We start from the raw sequence: 23,980 nt of genomic DNA on the forward strand, positions 1-23,980 counted from the left end.
AAAAGATTCTTAAGAACTAATCCTACATTTCGTTGCCAAAATTCAGGAGGGCAAAGATACTACCCTTTTTTAATTCAACACGAATTAATCGTATCTTTTTTTAATCGCACTTTCTAAGAACGTAAAACCGATTTTTATACCCGATTTTGGAGGCGCAAATATAGAACGATTATCTAACCCTACAAGCGTTTTTTAAAAGTATTTACAAAGTAATTTTACAGCTCCTTAAAACCAATAACTTACACTCTAAATTAATTTTAAAACATTCTTAATTAAGAGCGTTTAAACTGAACTACCATTCTTAAATAAATATCAAAAAAGATCGATTCCCATAAATAAAAGCCATCTACTCGATCAAATGCACTCTTGGGAGTTTGTTTTATTGTAAAATGACTTTTGAATCTTCAGGAAAAATGAAGGGTTAGGGATAAAGCGGCCTGTTTGAGCTCTAATTTAAAGATCCAAGTCTTTAAATTAAGCGAGTAGCGATAGCCCGGTTGCTGCACAAAGCAGCAAAAACCACTAATAATGTTAATGCTACAGAAAGAAATTCCACACTAAACCGAATCGTAGTGTAAAATCTCTGTAAGGGTAACCCGGAGCACTGAAGTAATTATTATTAGATGCTAATGAATTGATGTGTTCTGCTATAAAGAATATACGGGTCTGACGAACTTTCATATTAAAGAATAAGTCTATCAACGGAAAGCTTCCTAATTCTTGATCATTCTGAACATAGAATTCTGCTAAAACAGGATCATAACCATTCATAGCATATTCAGTAAAATAATTAAGACTCACTCCAGTTTGAACAAATAGGGCTTTTTTAAACCAGTTATCTGTGTAATAAAGTGTGTTACGGGTTGTAATCTCCGGAACATTGAGAAAAGTATTACCTGAACTTACTGTTTGATATGCAACGGTATTATCTAAAGCAAATTTGCCAAGCCTAAATTCTTTACTTGCCTTTAACTTCAAATAAGTAATGTTATCATTTGTCTGAAATGAGTTTATAAGCGAGGTTGCAGGATCTATAGCAAAATATGCGTAATCTTTAATATTAACCAAACTGGCAGAAGCACTAAGCCATTTATTGGATTTTATACTAAAATCTAAAGAGTTCGTCTTTACGGTGTCATAGTTTTCGGCGTTGTACCAATTGTAATTTTCGTAACTACTTTGATATAATAAATGATTATAATTAGCTGCTGCGGCATTTAAATGTATACCTCCTGAAAAAAATGCATCATCATTAATTTGATAACTCGCTTCGGCTTTTAAATCATATCCATCAAATTCACCCGAAATATTTGCTTGCGCTTCTCCTTTTAGCTGAAAACCTCTGTATGCTTTTTTATAACTCGCTCCAGCAGCAATTAAATTGCCATTTAATACATTAGGGATTCTATTATTTTCTTGAATAAGTACCGAGTTATAACCATACTTATAATAGGTGTGATTAACCTGAAAAGTAATACTACCCAAAATATTATTAGTATACTTTACCCAGAGTTGATTATTTAAATCTGTAATATCTACCTTATCTCTAAGATTTGTGGTTACAAATGAATTACCAAACAATAACGAAGGAGCAGTCTGCCTATACTCATAATATTTATCGTCATAGTTAAATATATGCCCCACTTCAATTCTATTGTTAGAAATACTATCGCTTTGCGGAATTAAATCGTATTTATGGTTTATGTAAATACGCTGACCATCTAGAATACTTTCTGCATTTTCAAAGTTTACACTTAATCTAGACCTGTCTTGAAACTGGCTATCATTGCCTGCAAAATTAATTAAAGCCTGATCTGTAAGTCCGCCATTTTCTTGATTAAGTAAATCTTGAGCAACATAGTGAGCCTTTAATTCATACCTGTTATTTTTAGACTTATAGTTTGTTGTAAATCTAAAATTACCGGTGCTTGTTAATATATGCTGGTACTTACCCAAACTACGCAACCCTTTATAAGCAATTGAGAAATTAAATCTACGCGAGGTATTCATCGTAAAGAAAGCATCTAAGTTTTGCCCCTGTTCAAATACACTTTTATAATAGATCTCAGACAAGGGTGTTGGAACCTCATAATACAACATATCCTCTACCTCCATATAATTAAAGTGTCGCGCTCTAGCTCCAAATAATGGCCTTATGCGTTGAGAAGAAAAATCGTATAAAAGGGTGTTATAGGTTTGACCTTCGTTTGAAAAGGGTAATAAATCAAAATTATCTTTTCTTAGATAGTTGTATTTATAGAGTTTTTGAATGGTTAAGGAGGTATCAACGATTGTTGTATCGTTTTCTACCGTAAACATTTTATACAAATCTATTGGCGGCCGCTCTCGATCTTTTTGAGCCTTAGGCCTTATCGAGCCACTTTGTGATTCTCCATCAGACTGTAAACCTCTTGGTTCATCTACCTGAGCAAAAAGTGTACTCCCAAAAACTAAACCTATCAAAAAAAGTAAGCTATTACGCATCAAAAATGTTTGTGTCAAAAATATAGTTTTTAAACGTAAAGCTGTAAGGAAAATTATGGCATAAAAAAACCACCCGAGTAGGGTGGTTTAATTCTTTATAAGCAGAAATTGGATTAGTAACCAAAATTCTGTTCAACGTTTGCATTTACATCTGCCTCATTAGAAGGGATAGGCAATGCGAAATTATAGTCACCATAACTAGGACCGCCATGCAATTGTAATACTCCATCAGGATTAGGAATATCCTGTCCTGTTCTTGCTAAATCATGAAATCTAAAACCTTCAAAAGCTAATTCTTTTCTTCGTTCAAGTAAAATATTTGCTTTATTAGCTACCGTATATGGTGTAGCTGATCTATTAGATGGTATTTGATTTAAAGCTGTTAAAGCCGGTCCGGCACTACCAGTTTCAAGAAGTGCTTCAGCATATAGTAAAACTACTTCTTCATAACGAATAACTGAAACATTATCTTCGTAAGGCGCTATTGAAGGATATTTACCAGTATTACGGAATGTTCCATTAGCTTGTTGGGTAATAACACCTCCTACGCCACGAACATCATTAGCCTCATAAATAGCAGCCAAATTTGGTAAAGCAATTACATCACCATAATTAGTATTTTGATAAATATTTGCAAGACCATTAATTCCTGGATTATCGGTTGCAGTAAATGCAATTTCAAAAACAGAATTTGCTGCTTGATCAGTTGAAAAAGTACTTAAAAAACCAGCACTTGTAGCAACGCTAAATTGTTGGCTATTTACAACTATTTGTGCTGCAGCAAGAGACTTTGGAAAATCTCCAAAATAATTAGCAATACGTGCCTCAAGCGCTTTAACAGCAAAAGTTGATATATACTCTTTTGAATCATTTAACCCTGCATCCATAAGATTATAAGCAGTAGTCAAATCTTGATACGCTAAATCCCTAACCTCTTGAACAGTATTTCTAGGAGGGAAAAGAGCATTATTATCTCTAAAAGCTACCACATAAGGAACTCCTAAAGAAGACAACCCGCCTCCATTTACATTTTGTTGACCGTAATAAGTCAATAAGTCAAAATGTGCTAATGCACGAAGAGCATAAGCCTGACCTTTCAATTGATTTATAAGATCCTGATCACCCTCTATACCTTCTGCTGCAATAATTATGTTAGCCGAAGCAATAACACCATAAGCTTGACTCCAGAAACTACTAGGAAGACCAGATTGTGCTAACAAATCCATTTGGGCTTCTGCTACAAATCTGTTAGAATTAGAATTGGAAGATGCATTATCTGCAAAAACCTCTCCCAATATAATTTTATCTCTTCCATAATATGCTGAAGCAGATAATCGTTCATACGCACCATTAATGATTGCCTGTAAATCATTTACCGTGTTTATACTTGTCTCAATACTCTTTGATTGCTGAAGTGTAGGTTCTAAATCAGCATCAGAACATGAGGCTAACCCAATCAAAAGGGTTAGCATCCCTAAACTATATTTTTTTAAATTCATTTTTTTTTAAAATTTTACGTTAACACCAAATGTATAAGACTCTATTGGAGGAGTAGTAAGTGTAGTGAATCCATTAGCTCTTACTTCTGGATCTAAAGTCAATCCATCATCTTTAACCCAAGTTGCAACATTAGTTCCTCTTATTGTAAAAGTAAGATCATAAAGGCCTGTCTTTTTTAATAAAGAATTAGGAACTGTATAACCTACAGCTATATTCTTTAAACGAACATAATCTCCATCGAAAAGATGTCTTGAGGAAGTTGCATGAAAATTATTATTTGAAGCATAATCTAATTTTGGAACATCAGTAACATCCCCAGGTTGCTGCCATCTTTCTAATAATTCTGCAGCACCATTATATGTATTCAGTGTAAATGAGTTTGTTCTTAAATAAAATTGTGCGTATTGCTCATAAATTTTATGACCTCCAGCAAAATATGCATTTGCTTCAGCAAATAAACCTTTCCAACTTACTCGGGTGCCTAAGCCACCTGAATATGAAGGCAATGCACTACCTTGAAAAGATCTTCCAGCAGCATTATAATTTGAGGTTACCTCTCCGTCTTTACCATCTACATACCACGTTGGAGCTCCCGTTTCTGTATCTACACCGGCCCAGGTTCTCATAAACCATGAACTAACAGTTCTTCCAACTTCTGTACTAGTATATACACTACCTGCATTTGGATCAAGGTCATTACCATCTGCACCAACGGCTAACTTTGTAACCTCGTTTTCAACTGTAGCATAATTAGCATTTACACTCCAGGTAAAATTCTGATTACGAATTACATCAATTGCTAAAGTTGCTTCGATACCTTTATTTGTCATCGACCCAACGTTTCTATTTTGATTTGAAAAACCAGTAGTACGAGACAATGGAACACCTTGCAATAGGTCTGTAGTTTCACGACTGAAATATGCAAAAGATCCAGAGATTCTACTATCAAGAATGCCAAATACTACCCCTGCATCTAAAACGTTACCACTTTCCCAGCTTAAATCGCCATTACCAAACTGTGTTGGAGTAGCTCCACCATTGTTGGAGTAATCTGCACCATACCCTAATAGAGCTTGATAAGTGTTGGCACCAACTTGATTATTACCAGTAACACCATAAGAACCACGTAATCTTAATTCATTAAATATTGATCCTTGCATAAAGTCCTCTTTGTAGATATTCCAAGCTACACCAACTGATCCAAATGTTCCAAATCTTTTTTCACTTGGAAAGAAAGAAGAACCCTCTCTACGGATAGTAGCATCAACTACATAACGCCCATCATAATTATAATTTAAAAGACCCAAGTAAGAGACGTTATACCAATCTGTGAATGATGAAAATGCTTCGAAATTTGCACTTGCTGAAGCTATATTTGTTAAACCATCTGCAGGAAAGTTTTCTCCATAACCATATAAATAGCTATTTTGATTTTTTTGATATTCAAATAACGCTGTAACATCAAAATTATGCTTTGTACCAATTTTAAAGTTGTAATTAAATGATCCTTGATATACATAATTGTATATTTTCTCATCACTTGCTTCAGAAGAACCATTTACCGGAGCAGAATCCCCTTCTAAACGGTTTTGATAATTACGATACTCTGATAATTGATAATCTAGACTTAGTGTATTTGAAAAAGTGAAATTATCAAACCATTCCCAATCTAATTTAGAATTAGCTAATGCTCTGGTTAACATATTACGCGTAATATTATTATCAAGAACATATAATGTGTTAGGTAAGCTTCCAAATGGTAAATCTGTTGATTGACTCCCATCTTCATTAAACGGATTATTTAATGGGTTCATTAAATAACGAGTTATAAATGGATTTGAAAAGAAAGAACCTTGTTCTAAAATAGGGTTCTGCTTAGTATTTGACACATTTACAGAGCTAGAAAAATCGATGTTATCTCTAAGTTTTCTACTAACGCTTAATAAACCACTTACTCTTTCAAAATCACCTCCAATAACGGTTGCCTCGGTTTTATTATAACCCACTGATGCATAAAAAGTACTAATTTCATCTCCACCTGAAGCAGAAAACGAATAATTCTGAATTAAAGCATCCTCATTTTTCACTAAACCAGACCAATTATAGTTTTCTCCATTATAATCTGTGTAACCTGCAGGAAAAAGATTAAATCCAGCACCCGTAGTTATGGCATTATCTAAAGTAAACCCAAAATCCCCCTGAGATCCATTAGCTCCATATGAATTAACCAAAGCTTCTCTTAATAAGGTAACTTTTTGTGCTCCTGTTAAAACATCTCTTTTATTAAAAGCATCATTTTGAAAACCTGCATATGAGTTAAATGTAAAAGTTGTTTTACCTTCAGCTCCATTCTTTGTAGTTACCACAATAACTCCATTAGAACCCCGCGCACCATATTGGGCTGTAGCAGATGCATCTTTAAGGACAGTAATACTTGCGATATCCTGAGCGCTAATTGCTGCTAAGGGATTCAAACTACTTGCATTTCCACTACCAGATGTATTTGAATTATTAACCGGGACACCGTCAATTACATATAATGGCTCATTTGAAGATGCAAAAGAACTAATACCACGAATACGTATATCTTGTGTAGAACCAGGAGTTCCTGAAGATTGAGAAATCTGTAGACCTGCCACTTTACCTTGTAAAGCTTGATCTGCAGATACAAAAGGCACAGATTCTATATCTGCTGAGTTAACCTGCACTGAGGAACCAGTAACTTCATCTACACTTCTTGTAGTATACCCCAATACGATAACCTCCTGCAAAGATTCACCCTCTTCAAGAGTAATATTTAATTTATTTGAGGCTCCTACAACCATATCTTTAGCTGTAAAACCTACATAAGAGAATGTCAATGTCTCTCCTTGACTTGCTGAAATTGAATAATTTCCGTCAAAATCTGTTTGTGTACCTAAATTGGTACCTTTAACAACAACATTTACTCCAGGAAGCGGAACATTGCTTTGATCAGTTACGGTACCCGTAATTGTTTTTTGCTGAGCGAATGTTAGCTGCGTCATAAACAGCAAACAAAGCGCAAAGCACCATGTAATTTTTGATTTCATAAATTTATTTATTTGAATTTGCCTATAGCAAACATCTCAAAACTTTATCACAATTGCAATAGAAAGCGTTAAACTATACTTAAATTAACATAAATAATCTTTAATTTTTAAGTGTATTCGAAACTTTTATTACATTTTTCTCTGTGAAGAAGCATTTTTAATAATAATAACTTAACAAATAACTCAAAGTTGGATATTAGAGACTACTTGTTGTATAAATCTAATTATCAACTAAATATCATTTAATTTTAAAGTATAATGCCATTAAAATTATTTTCACAAACCAACTTAATTGAATGCGGTACAGACGAAGCAGGAAGAGGTTGCTTATCTGGCCCGGTAACCGCAGCTGCAGTAATTTTACCTGCTGATTTCAAAAATAAATTACTTAATGACTCTAAATTACTCACACATTCATCTCGTGAACGATTGAGAAATCTAATTGAAGAACAAGCTTTAGCATATGCTATCGCACACGTTTACCCTAAAGAGATTGATGAGATCAATATTTTAAATGCCAGTATAAAAGCAATGCATCTCGCCATTGCATCGCTTAAAATCGCTCCTCAACATATTATAGTTGATGGAAATAGATTTAAGGAGTATAGAGATTGTTCTCACGAATGTATAATTAAAGGAGATAGTAAGTACTTGTCTATTGCAGCTGCCTCAATCTTGGCAAAAACTGAACGGGATAGATATATGACTAACCTTCATAAATTTTATCCTCATTTTAATTGGGCTAAAAATAAGGGGTACCCTACCAAAGAACATAGAGCGGCTATTAAAGAGTTTGGCGACACAATATATCATCGCAAAAGCTTTAAACTACTTCCTACTGAGATTTTATAAACTAGATTTAAAAAGATTTAAGCTTAAATGCATTGCGAAGACTTCTTATCTTTACGGCTTACCAATTTTGATCTTTACAATTTAATTTTATGAAGAATATTTTTTTGCTATTGGGGCTAATATTTTTATTTTCTAATTGCACACAACAGCCAGAAGCAAATACAAATCTTCTACATTTAATTCCTCATAAATCAGCAGCGATTTTAAGGGTGCCTAATTGGGAATCATTTAAAGACAACTTGAAATCTAATGAACTAGCAAACAAAATAAAACCAACTGGTTTTGCTAAAACTTTAGAAAACTATGCTAGCCTACTATCAAAGTTTAATCCCGAAAATGAGAGCTATATATCTTTTGTAGCCCTGGGTGAAAACGATTATGATATTGCTTTATTTACTGAGATTTCAAAAAACGTTGTTTCAAGAGACTCTACATTTATTAAAAGTCTTAAAAAAACTGATTATGAAGGCACTACTATAAACACATACTTAGTTGATGCGATAGAAGTTTATTATATAATAAGTAACAAGATTCTAATTGCCAGTACTTCAAAACTTATTTTAGAAAATACCATACTGCAGGGAAATACTGGTAGAGATCCCATAGACTCATCACTTCAAAAAATGATTAAGACAAGTGATGCCAGTCACGCAAACCTTTACATAAAAGGTTCATACTATAAACGCCTTTTTAAAGATGTTTTATCACAGTATAAATTTGCTTTAAGAGAAGTTCCCTTTGAGTGGGCGGCAATTGATTTAGAAATTGACAATAAAAAAACTCAATTTACAGGCGTACTAACTTCTGATATTGAGAATGGTCATACACTATCTCTTCTAAATGAATTGAAGACCGGTAATTCTCAGGTTGCCGCAACTACTCCTGTTTCGAGCATTGGTTTTAGCAGTTTATCTATCAAAGACTGGGAACAATACAAAATTAACTTAGCTAAAAAAAGAGCCATTTTACTTAAAGATTTTAAACTCCCATTAGAGGAGTTTTTTCAGTCTGTAAATGAGGTAGGCCTTATTTATACAAACAATGAAACTCTGATTTTTGCAAATAGTGTAGATAACCAGAGTTCTGAAAAAGCATTAGCAGCCTATTCTTCTAAAAGATCTGAATATAGAGAAATTCCTATTTACGAATTAACCGACTCACTTGCGTTTAACAGACCTTTTTCAGAATTACTAAATCCACCTATGGTTCACGTTTATTGCAAACTGGACTCCTACTTTGTATTTTCAAAAACAACAAGTGCCTTAGAAGACCTTATCGCTAATTATCAAAATGGCGCCGTTATTAAAAATTCTGAATCCTATAAACAGTTTCAAAAGAAGCTTAGTGATGAATCTACATTGTTTTATTATGGAAATGTATCTGCACAGAAATCATTTTTAGAAAATAAAGTAGCTAAGTCTGAAGGTGAAATCTTAGCTGAAATTAATTTTGAGAATTTTCCAAATGCAGGAATACAATTTATACAAGCTGATAATTTCACCTATGTGAATGCTGTCATTAGCAAATTTAATATTCAAAATAAAAAATCACAGGTCTCTCAAATTGCAAGTGTAAAACTTGATAATGACCTATTAGATAGCCCTCAACTACTCGAAAATTATAGAACTAAAGGCAAAAACATTCTTGTACAGGATATTTCAAACACCTTATATCATATAGATAGCAGCGGGAAAATAGAATGGAAAACAGAAATAGACGGACCTATATTAGGTAAAATACAGCAGGTAGATCTTTATAAAAATGGAAGATTACAATATGCTTTCACAACTGCAAACAGATTTTATATTTTAGCCAGCGATGGAGAAATTGTAAAACCATTCGGGCAAAAGTTTGAAAACACAATAACAAAACCACTAGCCGTTTTTGATTATGACGGCAGCCGTAATTATAGATTTGTAATTACGCAGGGAGCAACATTACAAATGCTTGATAATACTGCGTCTATTGTAAAAGGTTTTGATTACCATAAAACCTCAAATCTTTTATATGCGCCTCAACACCTTCGGTCAGGAACTAAAGACTACATACTAACCCAGCTAGAGGATGGATCTTTACATATTCTGGATCGCCGCGGTAATAATAGAATAACCATAAATCAAAAATTTAAATTCTCAGGCTATCCTATTTCTATTAAAAATGGAAATTTCATCCTTTATGAAGCTGATGGTACGCAAATTTCAATTTCAGAAAGCGGAAAGATTACAACTAAGAAAAACAAATTAAGGTCTGGCTTCTTATATGATAACTTAGGATCTGTAGAAGCTGCGCTGTTTGAAAATAAACTTTTAATTAATGGTCAGGAGAAAGAACTTGAACTTGGTATTTACAAAGGGCTTAAAGTCATAAGGTTTGAGAAAAAATACTATGTTGTTCTCACAGACTTACAAACAAACAAAGTATATCTTTTTAATACCGAAGGTGTTCTTTTACCTAATTTTCCTGTTTATGGTTCTTCAAACGCTGATGCAGGAAGCCTCAATTCTAGCGCAAAAATGGGTCTTATTACTAAAGGTGAGTCAAACAGCGTTATTATATATCAAATTAACTAAGTTTTTCACAGTTAAGCTATCCTTTGTTAAAGGGGGATTTTCCTATTCAATATTCTAAAATAATATAATATTTTTAACTGTACTTATTTGCCTTCTCTAAGTCTTAGATAAAATATCAGTGTATAATGTACTTGTTTACAATTGACTACCAGCTTCCCTAAATTAAAAATGGTAGTCTAAAATTATAAACGACAATTGTTGATTTACATTAAACTGTCGGAATATATCATCCTAAATAATATTTAAAACTTTTGATATGAAAGCATTCTACATTTTAATCTGTTTAAATGCACTATTTCTTAATGCGTGTATTTCTCAAAATGATTGTTCAAATTTATTTACGTTTAATACTGACAGCTCTTTTGAAATGAGCGCCTACGGAACGACAAATAATTTACTTTCGGTAACTAATTATGAAGTTTCTCATATTAGACAAACATTGAATGGTAAAACAGCTTTTCTATCGGCTGTTAATAGAGATGTATCAAAAAAACGGGATACTTTAGAACAGGAAAATTACGAGATTGAGTGCACTTCAAACTCTGTAGTTCTCAATCACCGCAATGTAGTTCCGGCCTTTTTATACGATGAGTATAGTAATCTTGAGTTTGACATATCAAAAATAGCGCTTGATGTACCTAAAAACTTAGAAATAGGACAATCTCTGGACGATGCTGTTTTAGAAATAGATATTCTTGCAACTCCCATTAAACACAAAATAAAGTATCTCTTGAAAGATCGCTGTGTTACGGCTACTGAAACAATCACTACCCCTGCAGGAACTTTTAATTGTATCATTATTGAATCTAAAACCAGTATGAAGCCTCAAAATGAAAACGCGGGCTTTGTAAAGCATTGGTTTGCAGAAGGTGTTGGTTTTATAAAACAGGTAGATTATAACAAAAAAGGACAGGTCTCAAGTGTTAATATTCTTACTGAACTTCAGCTCTAATTAGCAGTTACTTTAAAATTTCTGCTTCAAATAAATCTGCGAAGTGCTTTAAAATTTTTTGCTTTACCTCATCTTCGTCAACTTTGGATCTGCCTAATTCAACATTTAGAGAGGTTACTGCCTTTTCTTTTATTCCACAGGGAATAATATTATCAAAATAACCCAGATTAGCATTTACATTAAATGCAAAACCGTGCATAGTAACCCATCTGCTGGCTCGCACGCCCATTGCACAAATTTTACGCGCAAATGGGGTTCCTACATCTAACCAAACTCCGGTTTCTCCGGGAGACCGTTCAGATTTAATACCATAGTCGGCAAGTGTCAAAATTATGGTCTCTTCCAGAAATCTTAAATATTTATGAATATCTGTAAAGAAATTTTCCAAATCTAAGATAGGATACCCCACAACTTGTCCGGGACCATGATACGTAATATCTCCTCCCCTATTAATCTTATAAAACGTAGCGTTTTTTGCTTTTAATTGTTCTTCAGAAATCAATAAATTACTAATGTCTCCGCTTTTACCTAAAGTATAAACATGGGGATGCTCAACTAACAATAAATAATTAGGCGTAGTAAGCATTAAATCTTCTCTCCTATTTCTAATTTTAAGATCTAAAATTTCTTTAAATAGGCGTTCCTGATAGTCCCAAACTTCCTTGTAATCGCGACTTCCTAAATCTTCTAGTCGTATTTGCTTATTCATACTGCTAAGATACAATTACTAATAGGCTCACTTAATATTTTCTGTTCACAATAATTAATGCTGCAATAATTCCTGGTATCCAGCCGCAGAGTGTTAGTAAACCTACAATTAATACAGAACCACAACCTTTATCTAGTACCGCGAGCGGTGGTAAAAAAATTGCAACCAGTGCTCTTAAAAAACTCATTTTTTGATTTGATTTATGATGATTGATGATCTATTTGACACAATTTACAAGCTTTCGTTACAGGTGTTGATTTCTCGCAAGCGAGTTGCTATATTTGCGCACTTATAAGCCATCTTTCAAATAATTCTGAAAATGGTAATTTAGAATTGATTTTCAATTTCCGAAGTAATCTTCGGAGCATTTTAATCTCGATATCGAGTAAACTCCACAAGGTGGAATAAAGACAGCATATGCAACTTTCAGAACAGGAAATTATTAGACGCGAAAAGCTAGGTAAATTAAGAGCGTTAGGGATTAACCCGTACCCGGCAGATTTATACCCCGTAGACCATACTTCAAAACAGATTAAATCTGATTTTACCGAAGGCAAACAGGTGATCATTGCCGGTCGTCTAATGGTTCATAATATACAAGGAAAGGCATCTTTTGCGCAATTACAAGATAGCGAAGGTCGCATACAATTGTATTTTAACAGAGATGAAATTTGCCAGGGTGAAGACAAATCACTTTATAACGATGTTTTTAAGAAACTACTTGACTTAGGTGACTTCTTAGGTGTTGAAGGAACGCTGTTTACAACACAGGTGGGTGAGAAAACCGTAATGGTTAAAGATTTTAAACTGTTGAGTAAAGCTTTAAAGCCATTACCTATCCCCAAACAAAAGGACGGTAAAACCTATGATGCGTTTACAGATCCAGAAATGAGATACCGCCAGCGTTATGCTGATCTTGCTGTAAACCCAAAGGTTAAAGAGGTTTTCATTAAACGGACCAAGTTATTTACAGCTATGCGTGATTTCTTTAACGACAAAGGTTACTTTGAAGTTGAGACTCCCGTATTACAATCTATACCTGGTGGTGCAGCAGCGAGACCATTTGTTACGCATCATAATGCCTTAGATATACCTCTATATTTAAGAATTGCTAACGAACTTTATTTAAAACGTCTCATTGTAGGCGGTTTTGATGGGGTTTATGAGTTTTCTAAAAACTTCAGAAATGAAGGTATGGATCGTACTCACAACCCAGAGTTTACCGCTATGGAAATTTATGTAGCCTACAAAGATTACAACTGGATGATGAAGTTTACAGAAAATCTACTAGAACATTGCGCTCTAGCTGTAAATGGTACTACAGAAGCTACCTTCGGAAACCACCATGTAGACTTTAAAGCTCCCTATCAACGCATCACTATGACAGATGCTATAAAACAGTTTACCGGCTTTGATATTACCGGTAAATCTGAAGATGAGCTGCGTAGTGCAGCCCTAGAGATGGGTATTGAGGTAGATAACACAATGGGCAAAGGAAAACTTATAGATGAGATTTTTGGAGAAAAATGCGAGGGCAACTTTATACAGCCTACATTTATCACAGACTATCCTAAAGAAATGAGTCCGCTTTGTAAAGAGCATCGCGAAAACCCAGAGCTTACCGAACGTTTTGAACTTATGGTTTGCGGTAAAGAAATCGCAAATGCGTATTCAGAATTAAATGACCCTATAGATCAACGTGAACGTTTTGAAGAACAATTAAAGCTTGCTGCTAAAGGAGATGACGAGGCTACCGAATTTATTGACAATGACTTTTTAAGAGCATTAGAATATGGTATGCCACCTACTTCTGGTTTAGGTATTGGTATGGATCGATTGATTATGTTTTTAACAAACAATCAATCGATACAAGAAGTTTTATTCTTCCCGCAGATGAAACCTGAACGTAAAAAAGTAGATTTATCTGAAGATGAAAAAGTAATCTTCAACATTCTAAAGAAAGAAAAAAATCTTCCGTTAGAAGAACTAAAAACAGCAAGTGACTTAAGTAATAAGAAATGGGATAAGGGTATAAAAGGTCTTACCAGACAAAAACTTGCAAAAGTTGAAAAAGAAGGAGAAACATTAACCGTTTCTATAATAGATTAATTTTCAGTATTTTATTGTACTATTCTAGAGCCTTTCAGTTAATTCTGAAAGGCTTTATTTATTTAAGAAATTGCTATTCTTACTAAAATACTAAACCTGCATTTAAACCTTTGTGTTTTATTCAAGTCTTAGATACATAACAATAAAACAAAATAAAAATGAAAAAAATAATTGCAATAGTAGCTTTATTCGTTTCAGTAACGGCTTTAGCACAACAGGGAAATCGTCAGGAAAGAAGTAAAAAAATGATGGATGCTACTCCAGAGGAAATGGCAGATATTCAAACTAAACGTATGACCCTGGCATTAGTTCTTGATGAAAAACAACAAAAAGAAATTTACAATCTTGAGTTGGCAAATGCTAAAGAGCGAAAGCAAATGTTCGCAGATCGTGCAGCAAAAATGAAAGATGGTGAAAAACCAACAGAAGCTCAACGTGAGACTATGCGTGCAGAACGTAAAGCAAATTACAGCGCTAGATTAGACAAACAAATTGCACAACAAGAAAAGATGAAAAAAATCTTATCTGAAGAACAATTTGACCAATGGCGCAAAATGAAATCTAAACGTCACGATCGTATGGCTAATAGAGATGGTAAGCGCGGTGATCGCTCTAAAAATAGAAGAGGAACCGAAGGAGAACGTAAATAAAATAAACTCCTAATTAATTAAAAACCCCTGTAACTTTTGAGTTACAGGGGTTTTTGCTTTCTATTCAAATAAACCTAGTTTAACTCTGGAGCAATCTTAGCGACTGCAGCAATAGTCTCGTCTAAATCATCATAACTCAAAGCGTCTGTAATAAACCAGGTTTCATAAGCACTAGGAGCTATATAGATACCTTCATTTAACAAACCGTGAAAGAATTTTTTAAATGTTTCATTTGCACCATTTGATGCAGATTTAAAATCTGTTACCGGCTCTTTAGCAAAATGTACCGAAATCATAGAACCTATTCTGTTAATCGTATGTACAACTTTATTTTCAGAAAGTGCTTTTGCAATTCCTTCATGCAAATACGCAGTTTTTTCAGAAAGACGTTTAAAAACGGCGGGGTCGTTATCTAAAGCCTCAAGCATTGCTAAACCTGCAGCCATCGCTAGAGGGTTTCCGCTTAAAGTACCTGCTTGATAAACCGGTCCCACAGGCGCTAGATAATTCATAATCTCATTACGTGCAGCAAAAGCCCCCACAGGAAGTCCTCCTCCTATAACTTTACCGAAAGTTACAATATCTGCCTGTACCCTTAATAATTCCTGAACACCACCTGCTGCAAGTCTAAAACCAGTCATTACCTCATCAAAAATGAGTAATGCCCCGTATTTATCACACAAATTCCGTAAACCCTGCAAAAAGCCATCTGCCGGCGGTATACATCCCATGTTTCCGGCAACGGGTTCTACTATAATTGTAGCAATCTGATCTTTATTATTTTCAAAAAGTTCACGCACCTGATCTAGATCATTATAACTAGCTAACAAGGTATCTTTAGCCGTACCCTGTGTTACGCCCGGGCTATTAGGAGTTCCAAAAGTCACTGCGCCACTACCCGCCTGAATCAAGAAAGAATCTGAATGGCCGTGGTAGCAACCTGCAAATTTTATAATCTTGTCCCGACCCGTAAAACCTCGTGCAAGTCGTACGGCGCTCATACACGCTTCGGTACCACTATTTACAAAACGTATTTTGTCTATACCGGGAACCATTTTTACAGCGAGTTCTGCAATTTTAGTTTCTATTTCTGTAGGCATCCCAAAAGAAGTACCTTTCTTTGCTTTATCGACCACGGCATCTACAACCGGTTGATACGCATGTCCCAAAATCATAGGACCCCAAGAGTTTATATAATCTATTAAGCGATTGCCATCTTCATCATATAAATAAGCCCCTTTTGCCTCTTTTACAAATATGGGGCCTCCACCTACTGCCTTAAATGCTCGTACCGGTGAATTTACTCCACCCGGTATTACTTTTTGTGCTTCAACAAACAAAGCACTGCTTCTTTTATAATTCATCATTAAAATCCGTTATACTGTGGGATTACATTTAACTGCTGCCCTACGCTTATCGTATTATCACGTAAGCCATTATTTTTTTTCAATTCGTCAACTGTCAGGTTATACATACGCGAGATGCTGTATAGGGTCTCCCCTTTTACAACCTTGTGTAAGACAACTCTATCTGAAGGCTCAGGCTTAAAATCTTTAACCTTAGTCCCTAAAATTTCAGCATCATAATTATACATCGCATAGCGTTCTATAATAGCAATTAATTTTTGAGGATATTTAGGATCTGTTGCATAACCTGCTTTACGTAATCCCTTAGCCCAGCCTTTATAATCGTCAGGATCCAGATCAAATAAATCTGCATATCTAGATCTTCCTGTTAAGAATAATGAATGATCTCTAAATGAAAATTTAGGATCACGATATTTTCTAAAACATTCTCCCGCCTCGTCATCGTCGTGATAAACAACCTCACCGGTCCAGTTATGACATTTAATACCAAAGTGATTATTTGCTTTTTTAGTAAGATTACCATTTCCGGCTCCAGATTCTAGAACAGCCTGTGCCATAGTAATACTTGCAGGTATTTTATATAAACGCATTTCTTCTTTTGCAATAGGTGCAAAATGATTTATATAATCTTCAACACTGGCAAAAGAGGCATATTCATATGCTTTTTTAGTTTCTCTAGATGTTTCTCCGGGAGTATCATCAACCGGTTTTGCTTTTGGGTTCTCATACGATCTTGAAGGTCTAACAGACAGTTTTTTCTTAGCCGCCCGTTTACTACCACCGCATCCCACGAGCAAAAGGCTCAAAATCAAAACAACTGTAATTTTTCTTATCATATTAAACTTTAATGGTTGATTTTCCAGATTTTTTAAGTCGGTAATTAATACCGGAAATTCCTTGTAAACCTCCTGTATGAACCGCTAAAATACGGGTATTTTCAGAGAAAAATGCATTTGAAATAAGATCTATCAAACCATACATCATTTTCCCGGTATAAATGGGTTCTAATTGAATGTTGTGCGTTTTTTTAAACGAATTAATGAAAGCTATAAGCTCTGAATTTACCTTTCCATAACCTTCAAAATGATAGTTGTTATATAAATCCCAGTTTTTCTTAGACGTAAGTTTTTCAATTTCTGAATTTAAAAAATCTCCTTTAAGTGCAGGAAATCCTATTACTTTTTGATGTGATAGACTGCCTTCTATTAAACCTGCAATCGTTCCGCCTGTTCCTACAGGACACATGATGTAATCGTATTCTGCAGTGTTTTCATTCAAAATCTCTGAACAACCCTTTACAGCCAGATGATTTGTTCCACCTTCAGGGATCTCATAAAAATCTCCAAATTTCTGTTTTAGGCTTTCGCGAAAAGATGCCGTGTCCTTCTCCCGGTACGCAGCTCGGGTTATAAAATAAAACTTCATCCCACACTCGTGGGCAAACTTTAAAGTAGCATTGTGCTGAAGGGTTTTGTTTAAATCAATACCTAGCTCTTCCCCACGAATTATACCTATAGTATTGAAACCACAAATTTGACCGGCCTTAGCAGTGGCCGCAATATGATTTGAAAAGGCTCCCCCGTAGGTTAAGAGCGTGTCTTTCCGTTGCTCTTGAGCTTCAATTAAATTGTATTTAAGCTTTCTAAATTTATTTCCTGGAACTTCTTTATGCAGGAGGTCTTCTCGCAAAATAGAAACGACAACATTAGAAGACTTAAATATGTCATCATCTATATTTTGAATAGGCACTTGTTTTTCTGAAGAAAAGAGTAACTCAGGATTTGCCATAATACGTTTTATCATACAAAAATAATGACATTTTTATTCCTAAGAAGTACTATGCCACAAAAGCTTTAATGTACAAACACCTTAATTTAAATGCACTTAATCGGAAATAACACACGTAAACGACACAGAATATTCATTTTAATTATGTTTAAATCGTTAAAGTACAGGTAAAAAGCAACTATATGTCGATAAAAAACATATTTTTGCACTCTCCACAAGATGAACATAACATTTAATAGCCCCTAATAATTTTATATGCGAATAAAATTACTTCCCCTAAAGTTTTTCATATTTAGTATTGCGTTATTCTTTTCATTTGTTTCACACGCACAGGTAGGTATTGGTACTACTACACCTGCAAATGGATCGCTACTTGACATAGAAGCATCAGATAAAGGTCTTTTAATTCCGCGAGTAAGTCTTACAGGGATAACAGATAACACTACGATTACACCGTCTGCTACTAAAGGCTTGTTAGTTTTTAATCAAGCCGTAACAACTGGAGCAAATGCTGTTACTGAAGGTTTTTATTATTGGGATGGCACAAAATGGGTTGCCCTTACCACTCCCGCTGCAACAGGCGATAATATTTATACTGTGGATGGCACTTTAGCAGGAGATCGAGTTGTTTCTCAAGAAGATAAGAAAATTGAATTTACATCTGTAGGTGCACAAGATGCTTTTACACTGAGACGCTCTGCAAATGCGAATGCATCTGGATTAGCGTTTAGAAATTCGGGAAGTTCATACGATGCCTCAGTTTATATGGAGTCTGGAACGAACACTGGCCTTGCAGTAGCAACAGGAGGAAATAATCCCGATATTACTACTTTAGGTTTAACCGCTGTGTTCAATAATGATCAAACCACCTCGTTTAGTAAGAGTTTGAGTATATATGAAGGTGTTGCAAATCTCAATGATGTTACCGCATCACTTTACTCTACTGCTGATGATGGAGTGTTAGATTTGTTTGAAAATAATACCTACAACCATCGTATAGCTGCAAATGGACCGACCATATTTAATGAAAAAGGCTTAAACTTAAACTTTAGAGTAGAAACTGATGCTGATGAAAACACACTTTTTATACAGGGTAGTACAAATCGAATTGGTATAAAAACGGCAACTCCACAGGGTAGTCTTCACGTTTATGAGGATACCGGTACGACACTTGCGGGCAATGCAGGGACAATTGTACTTGAGCATGGTAACGCCGGAGGACAATCATCAATCTTGTTTAAGAGTTCTGTAAATGCAGTAAGTGACTACGGTTATATTAAATATTCTGATGATGGTAGTGGTAACGGATCTACCACAGAAAATAGTCTATTAGAAATTGGAGTGCAAAATGATGGTATAGGTGCTAACCAGGATGATATTAATATCACTCCTACAGGCAATTTAGGGATAAGTAATACTGCTCCAAAAGAAAAACTACACATTGGGGGAGCAAATTCTACTATACGTGTTGATGGCTTAAACCGTCCTAACAATGCTAACAATGTACAAAATGACCCCATGCCGGTTTATGTAGATGATAATGGTACAATGGTTTTACAGCCCTCATTAGTGCAAACATTTATGCCTGTAAATCGAGTGAACTTTCTAACTGGCACTAATAATTCAGTAACTTCTGATAGTGGAACTGGCGCTTCAAAAGATCGCCTACTTCTTACTGAAACAATAACACTTTCCCAAAAGTCACTTGTACAATTAATATACTTTTATAGTGTATCAATAACAAGAAGAGATGGAAATGCTATTGTTGATGGAGCCCCTAGATTATACCGTGGATGGATAACAGTGAATGATGGAGCTGAACACTTTGCATATGATACAGGGACATATACTAATGCAAACGGTGGAAATGGAGGCCCTACAGTCTACGCAGCTGGTTACTATTATTTAAATGGAACATCTTATGTTGAATTGCCGGCAGGTACCCATACCTTTAAATTATATGGGAGAGGTTTTGGAGCTGAATATGATTATAAAATGATTTTTGGAGAATCTGATTATGATCGCTTCCAAGTAATAGTTCACCGTTAATTCAAGTACTTCAAAAAACCCCAAAATTGTCGGTTTTTTAAATATTCAAAATCTCGCTCCTTAGCATATGCTTCTTTTTCAAAACTTATAGCATGATACGCTGCGCGTCTAGATTTCAAATGTATTAGATGTATTAGATACTCAGTAAAATACCAAAGGTAAAATGGAATTATTAGTAATTCTATTTGTTGTCTAAGATGTATGCGCTCGTGATTAATGAATACAGCATCTTCTTTTAAACCTACACGTTTAACAAAAATAAATGGCCAAAAAGCACAGCCTATAAACTTCTTAAACAAGATAGGTGCGTGAATTAAAATAGCCATTTAAAGAGTATCATTGTACTTATAAAATTCGAAATTAGATTTAAGTCTTTATTTACACAAGTCTTATTGATCTTTTATACCTTTAATTGTGAGTCAATTTAAAAAACATATACCGTTAGAAGAAGGAGATTATTATTTAACACCAGAAGGCTATAGATGTTTTACAGAGCAATATCACTTAAAAAGAGGATATTGTTGTAAAAGTGGTTGCAGACATTGCCCTTATGATTATGATAAATCACGAGACTAATTATCTGATCTTGGTATAATTATTGATACTTATAAAATAGAATTTGCTCATTTTCAATAACCCATAAAACATTTTATATGAAAAAATTAAAACCCTTTATTCTGCTTGCTGTAGTAGTACTGCTTTCGGCGTGTAGCACTGTGCAAGTATCATCAGATTATGATCAGAGCGCAAATTTTAATGAATACAAAACCTTTGCTTTTTTTAAACCCGGTATAGATAAGGCTGAAATTTCTGATCTTGACAAAAAAAGAATATTGCGTGCAATTGAAGATAATATGCTTGCTAAAGGCTTTGTAAAATCTGACAATCCTGCAATGCTGGTAAGTATCTTTACTACAGCGCAACAACGTGTTGATGTATATAACAATTTTGGTTGGGGCTGGGGAGCCTGGGGTCCCTGGGGACCTTTTGGCGGCGGCTTCGGCAATACCGTTTCAAGAACTACCGAAGGCACATTGTATATCGATCTGATTGATGCTACTAAGAAAGAATTGGTATGGCAAGGTCAGGGAACCGGTTATCTAGCTAGAGATGTTGAAAGAAAACAAGAACGTATCAACGAAATTGTAGGAGAAATAATGCAGGAATATCCTCCTAAAAAAATGGCCTCTAATTAAAAGATCTTTTTATTTAAAAGCCCTCTATGAGGGCTTTTTTTATGCGTACGATTTCAATTTTTCTTTCGTAAACTCAGATAGAACTAGATTACCACTTATTGAAGCACGTTCTTCAAGAAGACCTGGCCAGTGTTCTGTACCCTTCCAAAAAATACGCTTTGCCTGCTTAGTAGCCTCCGGATTGTAGGATGCAATATTATTTGCCAAATCTTTTATAGCTAAATCCAGCTCCTCTACAGAATTATAAACTTCAGCATATAAACCTTGAGCTTGTGCCCAGGATGCGTCATAAAATGCTTTGGCATTAAAAGTCATCTGCGAACTTGCAGACACACCAATTTTACGAGTTACCGCTGGTTCTATTACAAAAGGTCCAATCCCTATAGTTAATTCGCTAAGTTTAATCGAAGCATATTTTGAAGCTAAACAATAATCTGCTGCCGCCGCGATACCTACTCCACCCCCTACAGCTTTTCCTTGCACCCTTGCTATTATAGGTAGCGGGCAGGAGCGCATTGCCAATATAACTCTAGCAAATCCCGTAAAAAATGTTTTCCCTTCCTCTTGATTTTGTATAGCAATAAGTTCTTTAAAACTGGCTCCGGCACAAAACGTACGATCGCCACCACTTTTTAGAATAAGAACTTTTAAATTTTCCATCTTTCCGGCTTCAAAAATTTTATTTTCGAGTTCGCTTAAAATACTGCTGGGTAACGCATTATGATCTGGAGTAGAAAAGGTAAGTATGCCTACGGCATTCTCAATATCAAGGCTTACAAAAGAACTTTGCATAAATATTATTTAGTAAATGAATATTATAATTAAATATTCCTCAAATTTAAACTTCTAAATTAAGAATGTCTGAAATTTGATTATATCAACTTAAGACAATCTTTGTAAATTTGATTTATGAATTCAGAATTAGATAAAAATATAGAAACTAATCCACTTATAGAGCGACTTCCCGCTCATTTAAAGCAATTCATAAAACCACAGCATTATGATTCTTACACTCCCATAAATCAGGCGGTATGGCGTTATGTGATGCGTAAAAATTTTGACTACCTCGCTACTGTAGCTCATAAATCATATGTAGATGGATTAAATAAAACAGGTATTTCTATAGATCACATACCTAATATGTATGGGATGAATCGCATTTTAAAAGAAATAGGATGGGCTGCAGTTGCTGTTGACGGTTTTATACCTCCCGCAGCGTTCATGGAGTTTCAGGCATACAAAGTTTTGGTTATAGCTTCAGACATACGACAACTAGAACATATAGAATATACCCCAGCACCAGATATCATACACGAGGGTGCAGGTCACGCTCCTATTATCGCTAATCCTGAATATGCAGAATACCTTAGACGTTTTGGAGAAATAGGATGTAAAGCTATTTCTTCAGCTAAAGATTATGAGCTTTATGAGGCTGTACGGAAACTTTCAATCTTAAAAGAAGCCGAAGATTCTTCTGAAAGCGAAATCGAGGAAACAGAAAAAGAGGTAGCTCATTTACAAAATAATATGGGTGAACCTAGCGAAATGGCTCTCATACGTAATTTGCACTGGTGGACGGTTGAATATGGTCTAATAGGCACACCCGAAAATCCTAAGATCTATGGTGCCGGTCTTTTATCTTCAATAGGCGAAAGCGCCTGGTGTATGACCGATGCCGTTAAAAAGATACCCTATAGTCCTGATGCTGCCTTTCAGGAATTTGACATTACAAAACCACAACCTCAGCTTTACGTAACTCCTAATTTTGCCTATTTAAGTGAAGTTTTAGAAGAGTTTGCAAATACTATGGCACTTAGAACCGGCGGTCCCGAAGGAATAAATAAGCTTATTCAAAGCAAAAATCTAGGAACTGTAGAACTAAGTACGGGACTTCAAATTTCTGGTGTCTTTCGAGATATTATCACACATAAAAATAAAGTCGCTTATATTCAAACTGAAGGAGAAACTGCGCTATCGTATCATGAAAAAGAACTTATAGGTCACGGGACGCTTAATCATCCTCAGGGTTATGGTACCGCTTTAGGTAAACTGGAAGGAATAAATTTGGCAATTGAAGATATGAGTCCTAAAGACCTTCAGGCATACAACATTTTTGAAGGTGAAAAAATTGATCTAAAGTTTGAAGGAGATATATTAGTAAGTGGTGAAATCATTACAGGCACCCGCAACTTAAAAGGAAAGATTATACTCATTAGTTTTAAAGATTGTACCGTTTCTCAAGGCAACCGTATTTTATTTAAACCTGAATGGGGTATTTACCATCTTGGGGTAGGAAAACGTATAGTTTCTGCTTTTTCTGGTCCTGCAGATTTCAATTCATTTAATTTGATTAATCATCAGGTTAGCAGCAGCACGGTTAAACCAACACACAGTGAAAAGCGCAAAGAACTTGAAAGTCTTTATCTGGCTGTTAGAAATTACAGAGAAGGTAAGAATACTCAATTTTCTCCGGAAGCTGTGTTTGATATTTTAATAAAATATCACCCTACAGACTGGTTGCTTTCAGTAGAATTGTATGAGATAGCTGTTGCCGATAATATGGAGAAACTCAAATTAGAAATTCTAAATCATTTAGACCAACTACAATCTCAAAAACCGAAATTAAAACACCTTATCAAAGACGGTCTGGACTTAGTAAATAACTCGCAGGTTTTAAATTAAA

General features: G+C 34.9%; 19 protein-coding genes. 9 read left to right on the forward strand and 10 right to left on the reverse strand.

From position 1 onward, the window contains the following. Positions 1–537: 537 nt before the first annotated feature. From ACEN25_RS09825 to ACEN25_RS09835, 3 genes are all read right to left on the reverse strand, one after another. On the reverse strand, positions 538–2,502 hold the full coding sequence (locus tag ACEN25_RS09825) for a putative porin (RefSeq protein ID WP_441802760.1): 1,965 nt from the start codon (positions 2,500–2,502) through the stop codon (positions 538–540). A gap of 95 nt (positions 2,503–2,597) precedes the next feature. Next, complete coding sequence (locus ACEN25_RS09830; RefSeq protein WP_441802761.1) at positions 2,598–3,983, reverse strand: RagB/SusD family nutrient uptake outer membrane protein; 1,386 nt, start codon at positions 3,981–3,983, stop codon at positions 2,598–2,600. Positions 3,984–3,989: 6 nt separating this feature from the next. After that, positions 3,990–7,055, reverse strand: a complete 3,066-nt coding sequence (locus tag ACEN25_RS09835; protein ID WP_441802762.1) for a SusC/RagA family TonB-linked outer membrane protein — start codon at positions 7,053–7,055, stop codon at positions 3,990–3,992. Positions 7,056–7,313: 258 nt separating this feature from the next. On the opposite strand from ACEN25_RS09835, the gene ACEN25_RS09840 reads away from it, so the two are divergent. From ACEN25_RS09840 to ACEN25_RS09850, 3 genes are all read left to right on the forward strand, one after another. Beyond that, positions 7,314–7,907: a ribonuclease HII gene (locus ACEN25_RS09840; RefSeq protein WP_441802763.1), complete on the forward strand. Its 594-nt coding sequence runs from the start codon at positions 7,314–7,316 to the stop codon at positions 7,905–7,907. Between the two features lie 89 nt (positions 7,908–7,996). After that, positions 7,997–10,477 carry a hypothetical protein gene (locus tag ACEN25_RS09845; RefSeq protein WP_441802764.1) on the forward strand — a complete coding sequence of 827 codons (2,481 nt, stop codon included), beginning with the start codon at positions 7,997–7,999 and terminating at the stop codon, positions 10,475–10,477. A gap of 256 nt (positions 10,478–10,733) precedes the next feature. Then, on the forward strand, positions 10,734–11,429 hold the full coding sequence (locus ACEN25_RS09850) for a TapB family protein (RefSeq protein ID WP_441802765.1): 696 nt from the start codon (positions 10,734–10,736) through the stop codon (positions 11,427–11,429). Between the two features lie 7 nt (positions 11,430–11,436). On the opposite strand, the gene lipB is transcribed toward ACEN25_RS09850, so the two are convergent. Both lipB and ACEN25_RS09860 read right to left on the reverse strand, forming a co-directional pair. Beyond that, positions 11,437–12,138, reverse strand: a complete 702-nt coding sequence (lipB, locus tag ACEN25_RS09855) for a lipoyl(octanoyl) transferase LipB (protein WP_441802766.1) — start codon at positions 12,136–12,138, stop codon at positions 11,437–11,439. A 31-nt stretch (positions 12,139–12,169) separates the two neighbouring features. Next, entirely contained in the window at positions 12,170–12,325 is a 156-nt protein-coding gene (locus ACEN25_RS09860) for a YqaE/Pmp3 family membrane protein (RefSeq protein WP_396509445.1), read from the reverse strand. A gap of 230 nt (positions 12,326–12,555) precedes the next feature. Here ACEN25_RS09860 and lysS point away from each other — a divergent pair, with 230 nt between their 5' ends. Both lysS and ACEN25_RS09870 read left to right on the forward strand, forming a co-directional pair. Next, positions 12,556–14,247: a lysine--tRNA ligase gene (gene lysS / locus ACEN25_RS09865; RefSeq protein WP_441802767.1), complete on the forward strand. Its 1,692-nt coding sequence runs from the start codon at positions 12,556–12,558 to the stop codon at positions 14,245–14,247. 158 nt (positions 14,248–14,405) lie between these two features. Continuing rightward, the gene (locus ACEN25_RS09870) at positions 14,406–14,897 is read left to right on the forward strand and encodes a hypothetical protein (protein ID WP_441802768.1); all 492 of its coding nucleotides are present in this window, start codon (positions 14,406–14,408) and stop codon (positions 14,895–14,897) included. A gap of 74 nt (positions 14,898–14,971) precedes the next feature. Here the strand turns inward: ACEN25_RS09870 and hemL are convergent, their stop codons facing one another. Genes hemL through ACEN25_RS09885 form a run of 3 tightly spaced genes read right to left on the reverse strand, consistent with a single transcriptional unit; the run spans position 14,972 to position 18,067 of the window. Then, a complete protein-coding gene (hemL, locus tag ACEN25_RS09875; protein WP_441802988.1) occupies positions 14,972–16,261 on the reverse strand; it encodes a glutamate-1-semialdehyde 2,1-aminomutase in 1,290 nt (429 codons plus the stop codon). Between the two features lie 2 nt (positions 16,262–16,263). After that, positions 16,264–17,100, reverse strand: coding sequence for a glucosaminidase domain-containing protein (locus tag ACEN25_RS09880; RefSeq protein WP_441802769.1), 837 nt, complete (start codon positions 17,098–17,100; stop codon positions 16,264–16,266). A 1-nt stretch (position 17,101) separates the two neighbouring features. After that, entirely contained in the window at positions 17,102–18,067 is a 966-nt protein-coding gene (locus ACEN25_RS09885) for a 1-aminocyclopropane-1-carboxylate deaminase/D-cysteine desulfhydrase (protein WP_441802770.1), read from the reverse strand. Between the two features lie 240 nt (positions 18,068–18,307). Between ACEN25_RS09885 and ACEN25_RS09890 the strand changes: the two genes are divergently transcribed. Beyond that, on the forward strand, positions 18,308–20,101 hold the full coding sequence (locus tag ACEN25_RS09890; RefSeq protein ID WP_441802771.1) for a hypothetical protein: 1,794 nt from the start codon (positions 18,308–18,310) through the stop codon (positions 20,099–20,101). Here ACEN25_RS09890 and ACEN25_RS09895 read toward each other — a convergent pair. After that, entirely contained in the window at positions 20,098–20,427 is a 330-nt protein-coding gene (locus ACEN25_RS09895) for a hypothetical protein (RefSeq protein WP_441802772.1), read from the reverse strand. The genes ACEN25_RS09890 and ACEN25_RS09895 overlap by 4 nt on opposite strands. Before the next feature lie 88 nt (positions 20,428–20,515). Here ACEN25_RS09895 and ACEN25_RS09900 point away from each other — a divergent pair, with 88 nt between their 5' ends. Together ACEN25_RS09900 and ACEN25_RS09905 are read left to right on the forward strand one after the other, a co-directional pair. Next, positions 20,516–20,677 (forward strand): DUF5522 domain-containing protein, encoded by a 162-nt coding sequence (locus ACEN25_RS09900; protein ID WP_441802773.1) that lies wholly within the window; start codon positions 20,516–20,518, stop codon positions 20,675–20,677. A 77-nt stretch (positions 20,678–20,754) separates the two neighbouring features. Further along, complete coding sequence (locus ACEN25_RS09905) at positions 20,755–21,297, forward strand: DUF4136 domain-containing protein (protein WP_441802774.1); 543 nt, start codon at positions 20,755–20,757, stop codon at positions 21,295–21,297. A gap of 39 nt (positions 21,298–21,336) precedes the next feature. Here ACEN25_RS09905 and ACEN25_RS09910 read toward each other — a convergent pair whose 3' ends face one another. Beyond that, positions 21,337–22,089 (reverse strand): enoyl-CoA hydratase/isomerase family protein, encoded by a 753-nt coding sequence (locus ACEN25_RS09910; protein WP_441802775.1) that lies wholly within the window; start codon positions 22,087–22,089, stop codon positions 21,337–21,339. 117 nt (positions 22,090–22,206) lie between these two features. On the opposite strand from ACEN25_RS09910, the gene ACEN25_RS09915 reads away from it, so the two are divergent. Continuing rightward, positions 22,207–23,979, forward strand: a complete 1,773-nt coding sequence (locus ACEN25_RS09915; RefSeq protein WP_441802776.1) for an aromatic amino acid hydroxylase — start codon at positions 22,207–22,209, stop codon at positions 23,977–23,979. Position 23,980: the final 1 nt, after the last annotated feature.

The sequence above is a fragment of the Leeuwenhoekiella sp. W20_SRS_FM14 genome, assembly GCF_052119605.1.
Lineage (GTDB): Bacteria > Bacteroidota > Bacteroidia > Flavobacteriales > Flavobacteriaceae > Leeuwenhoekiella.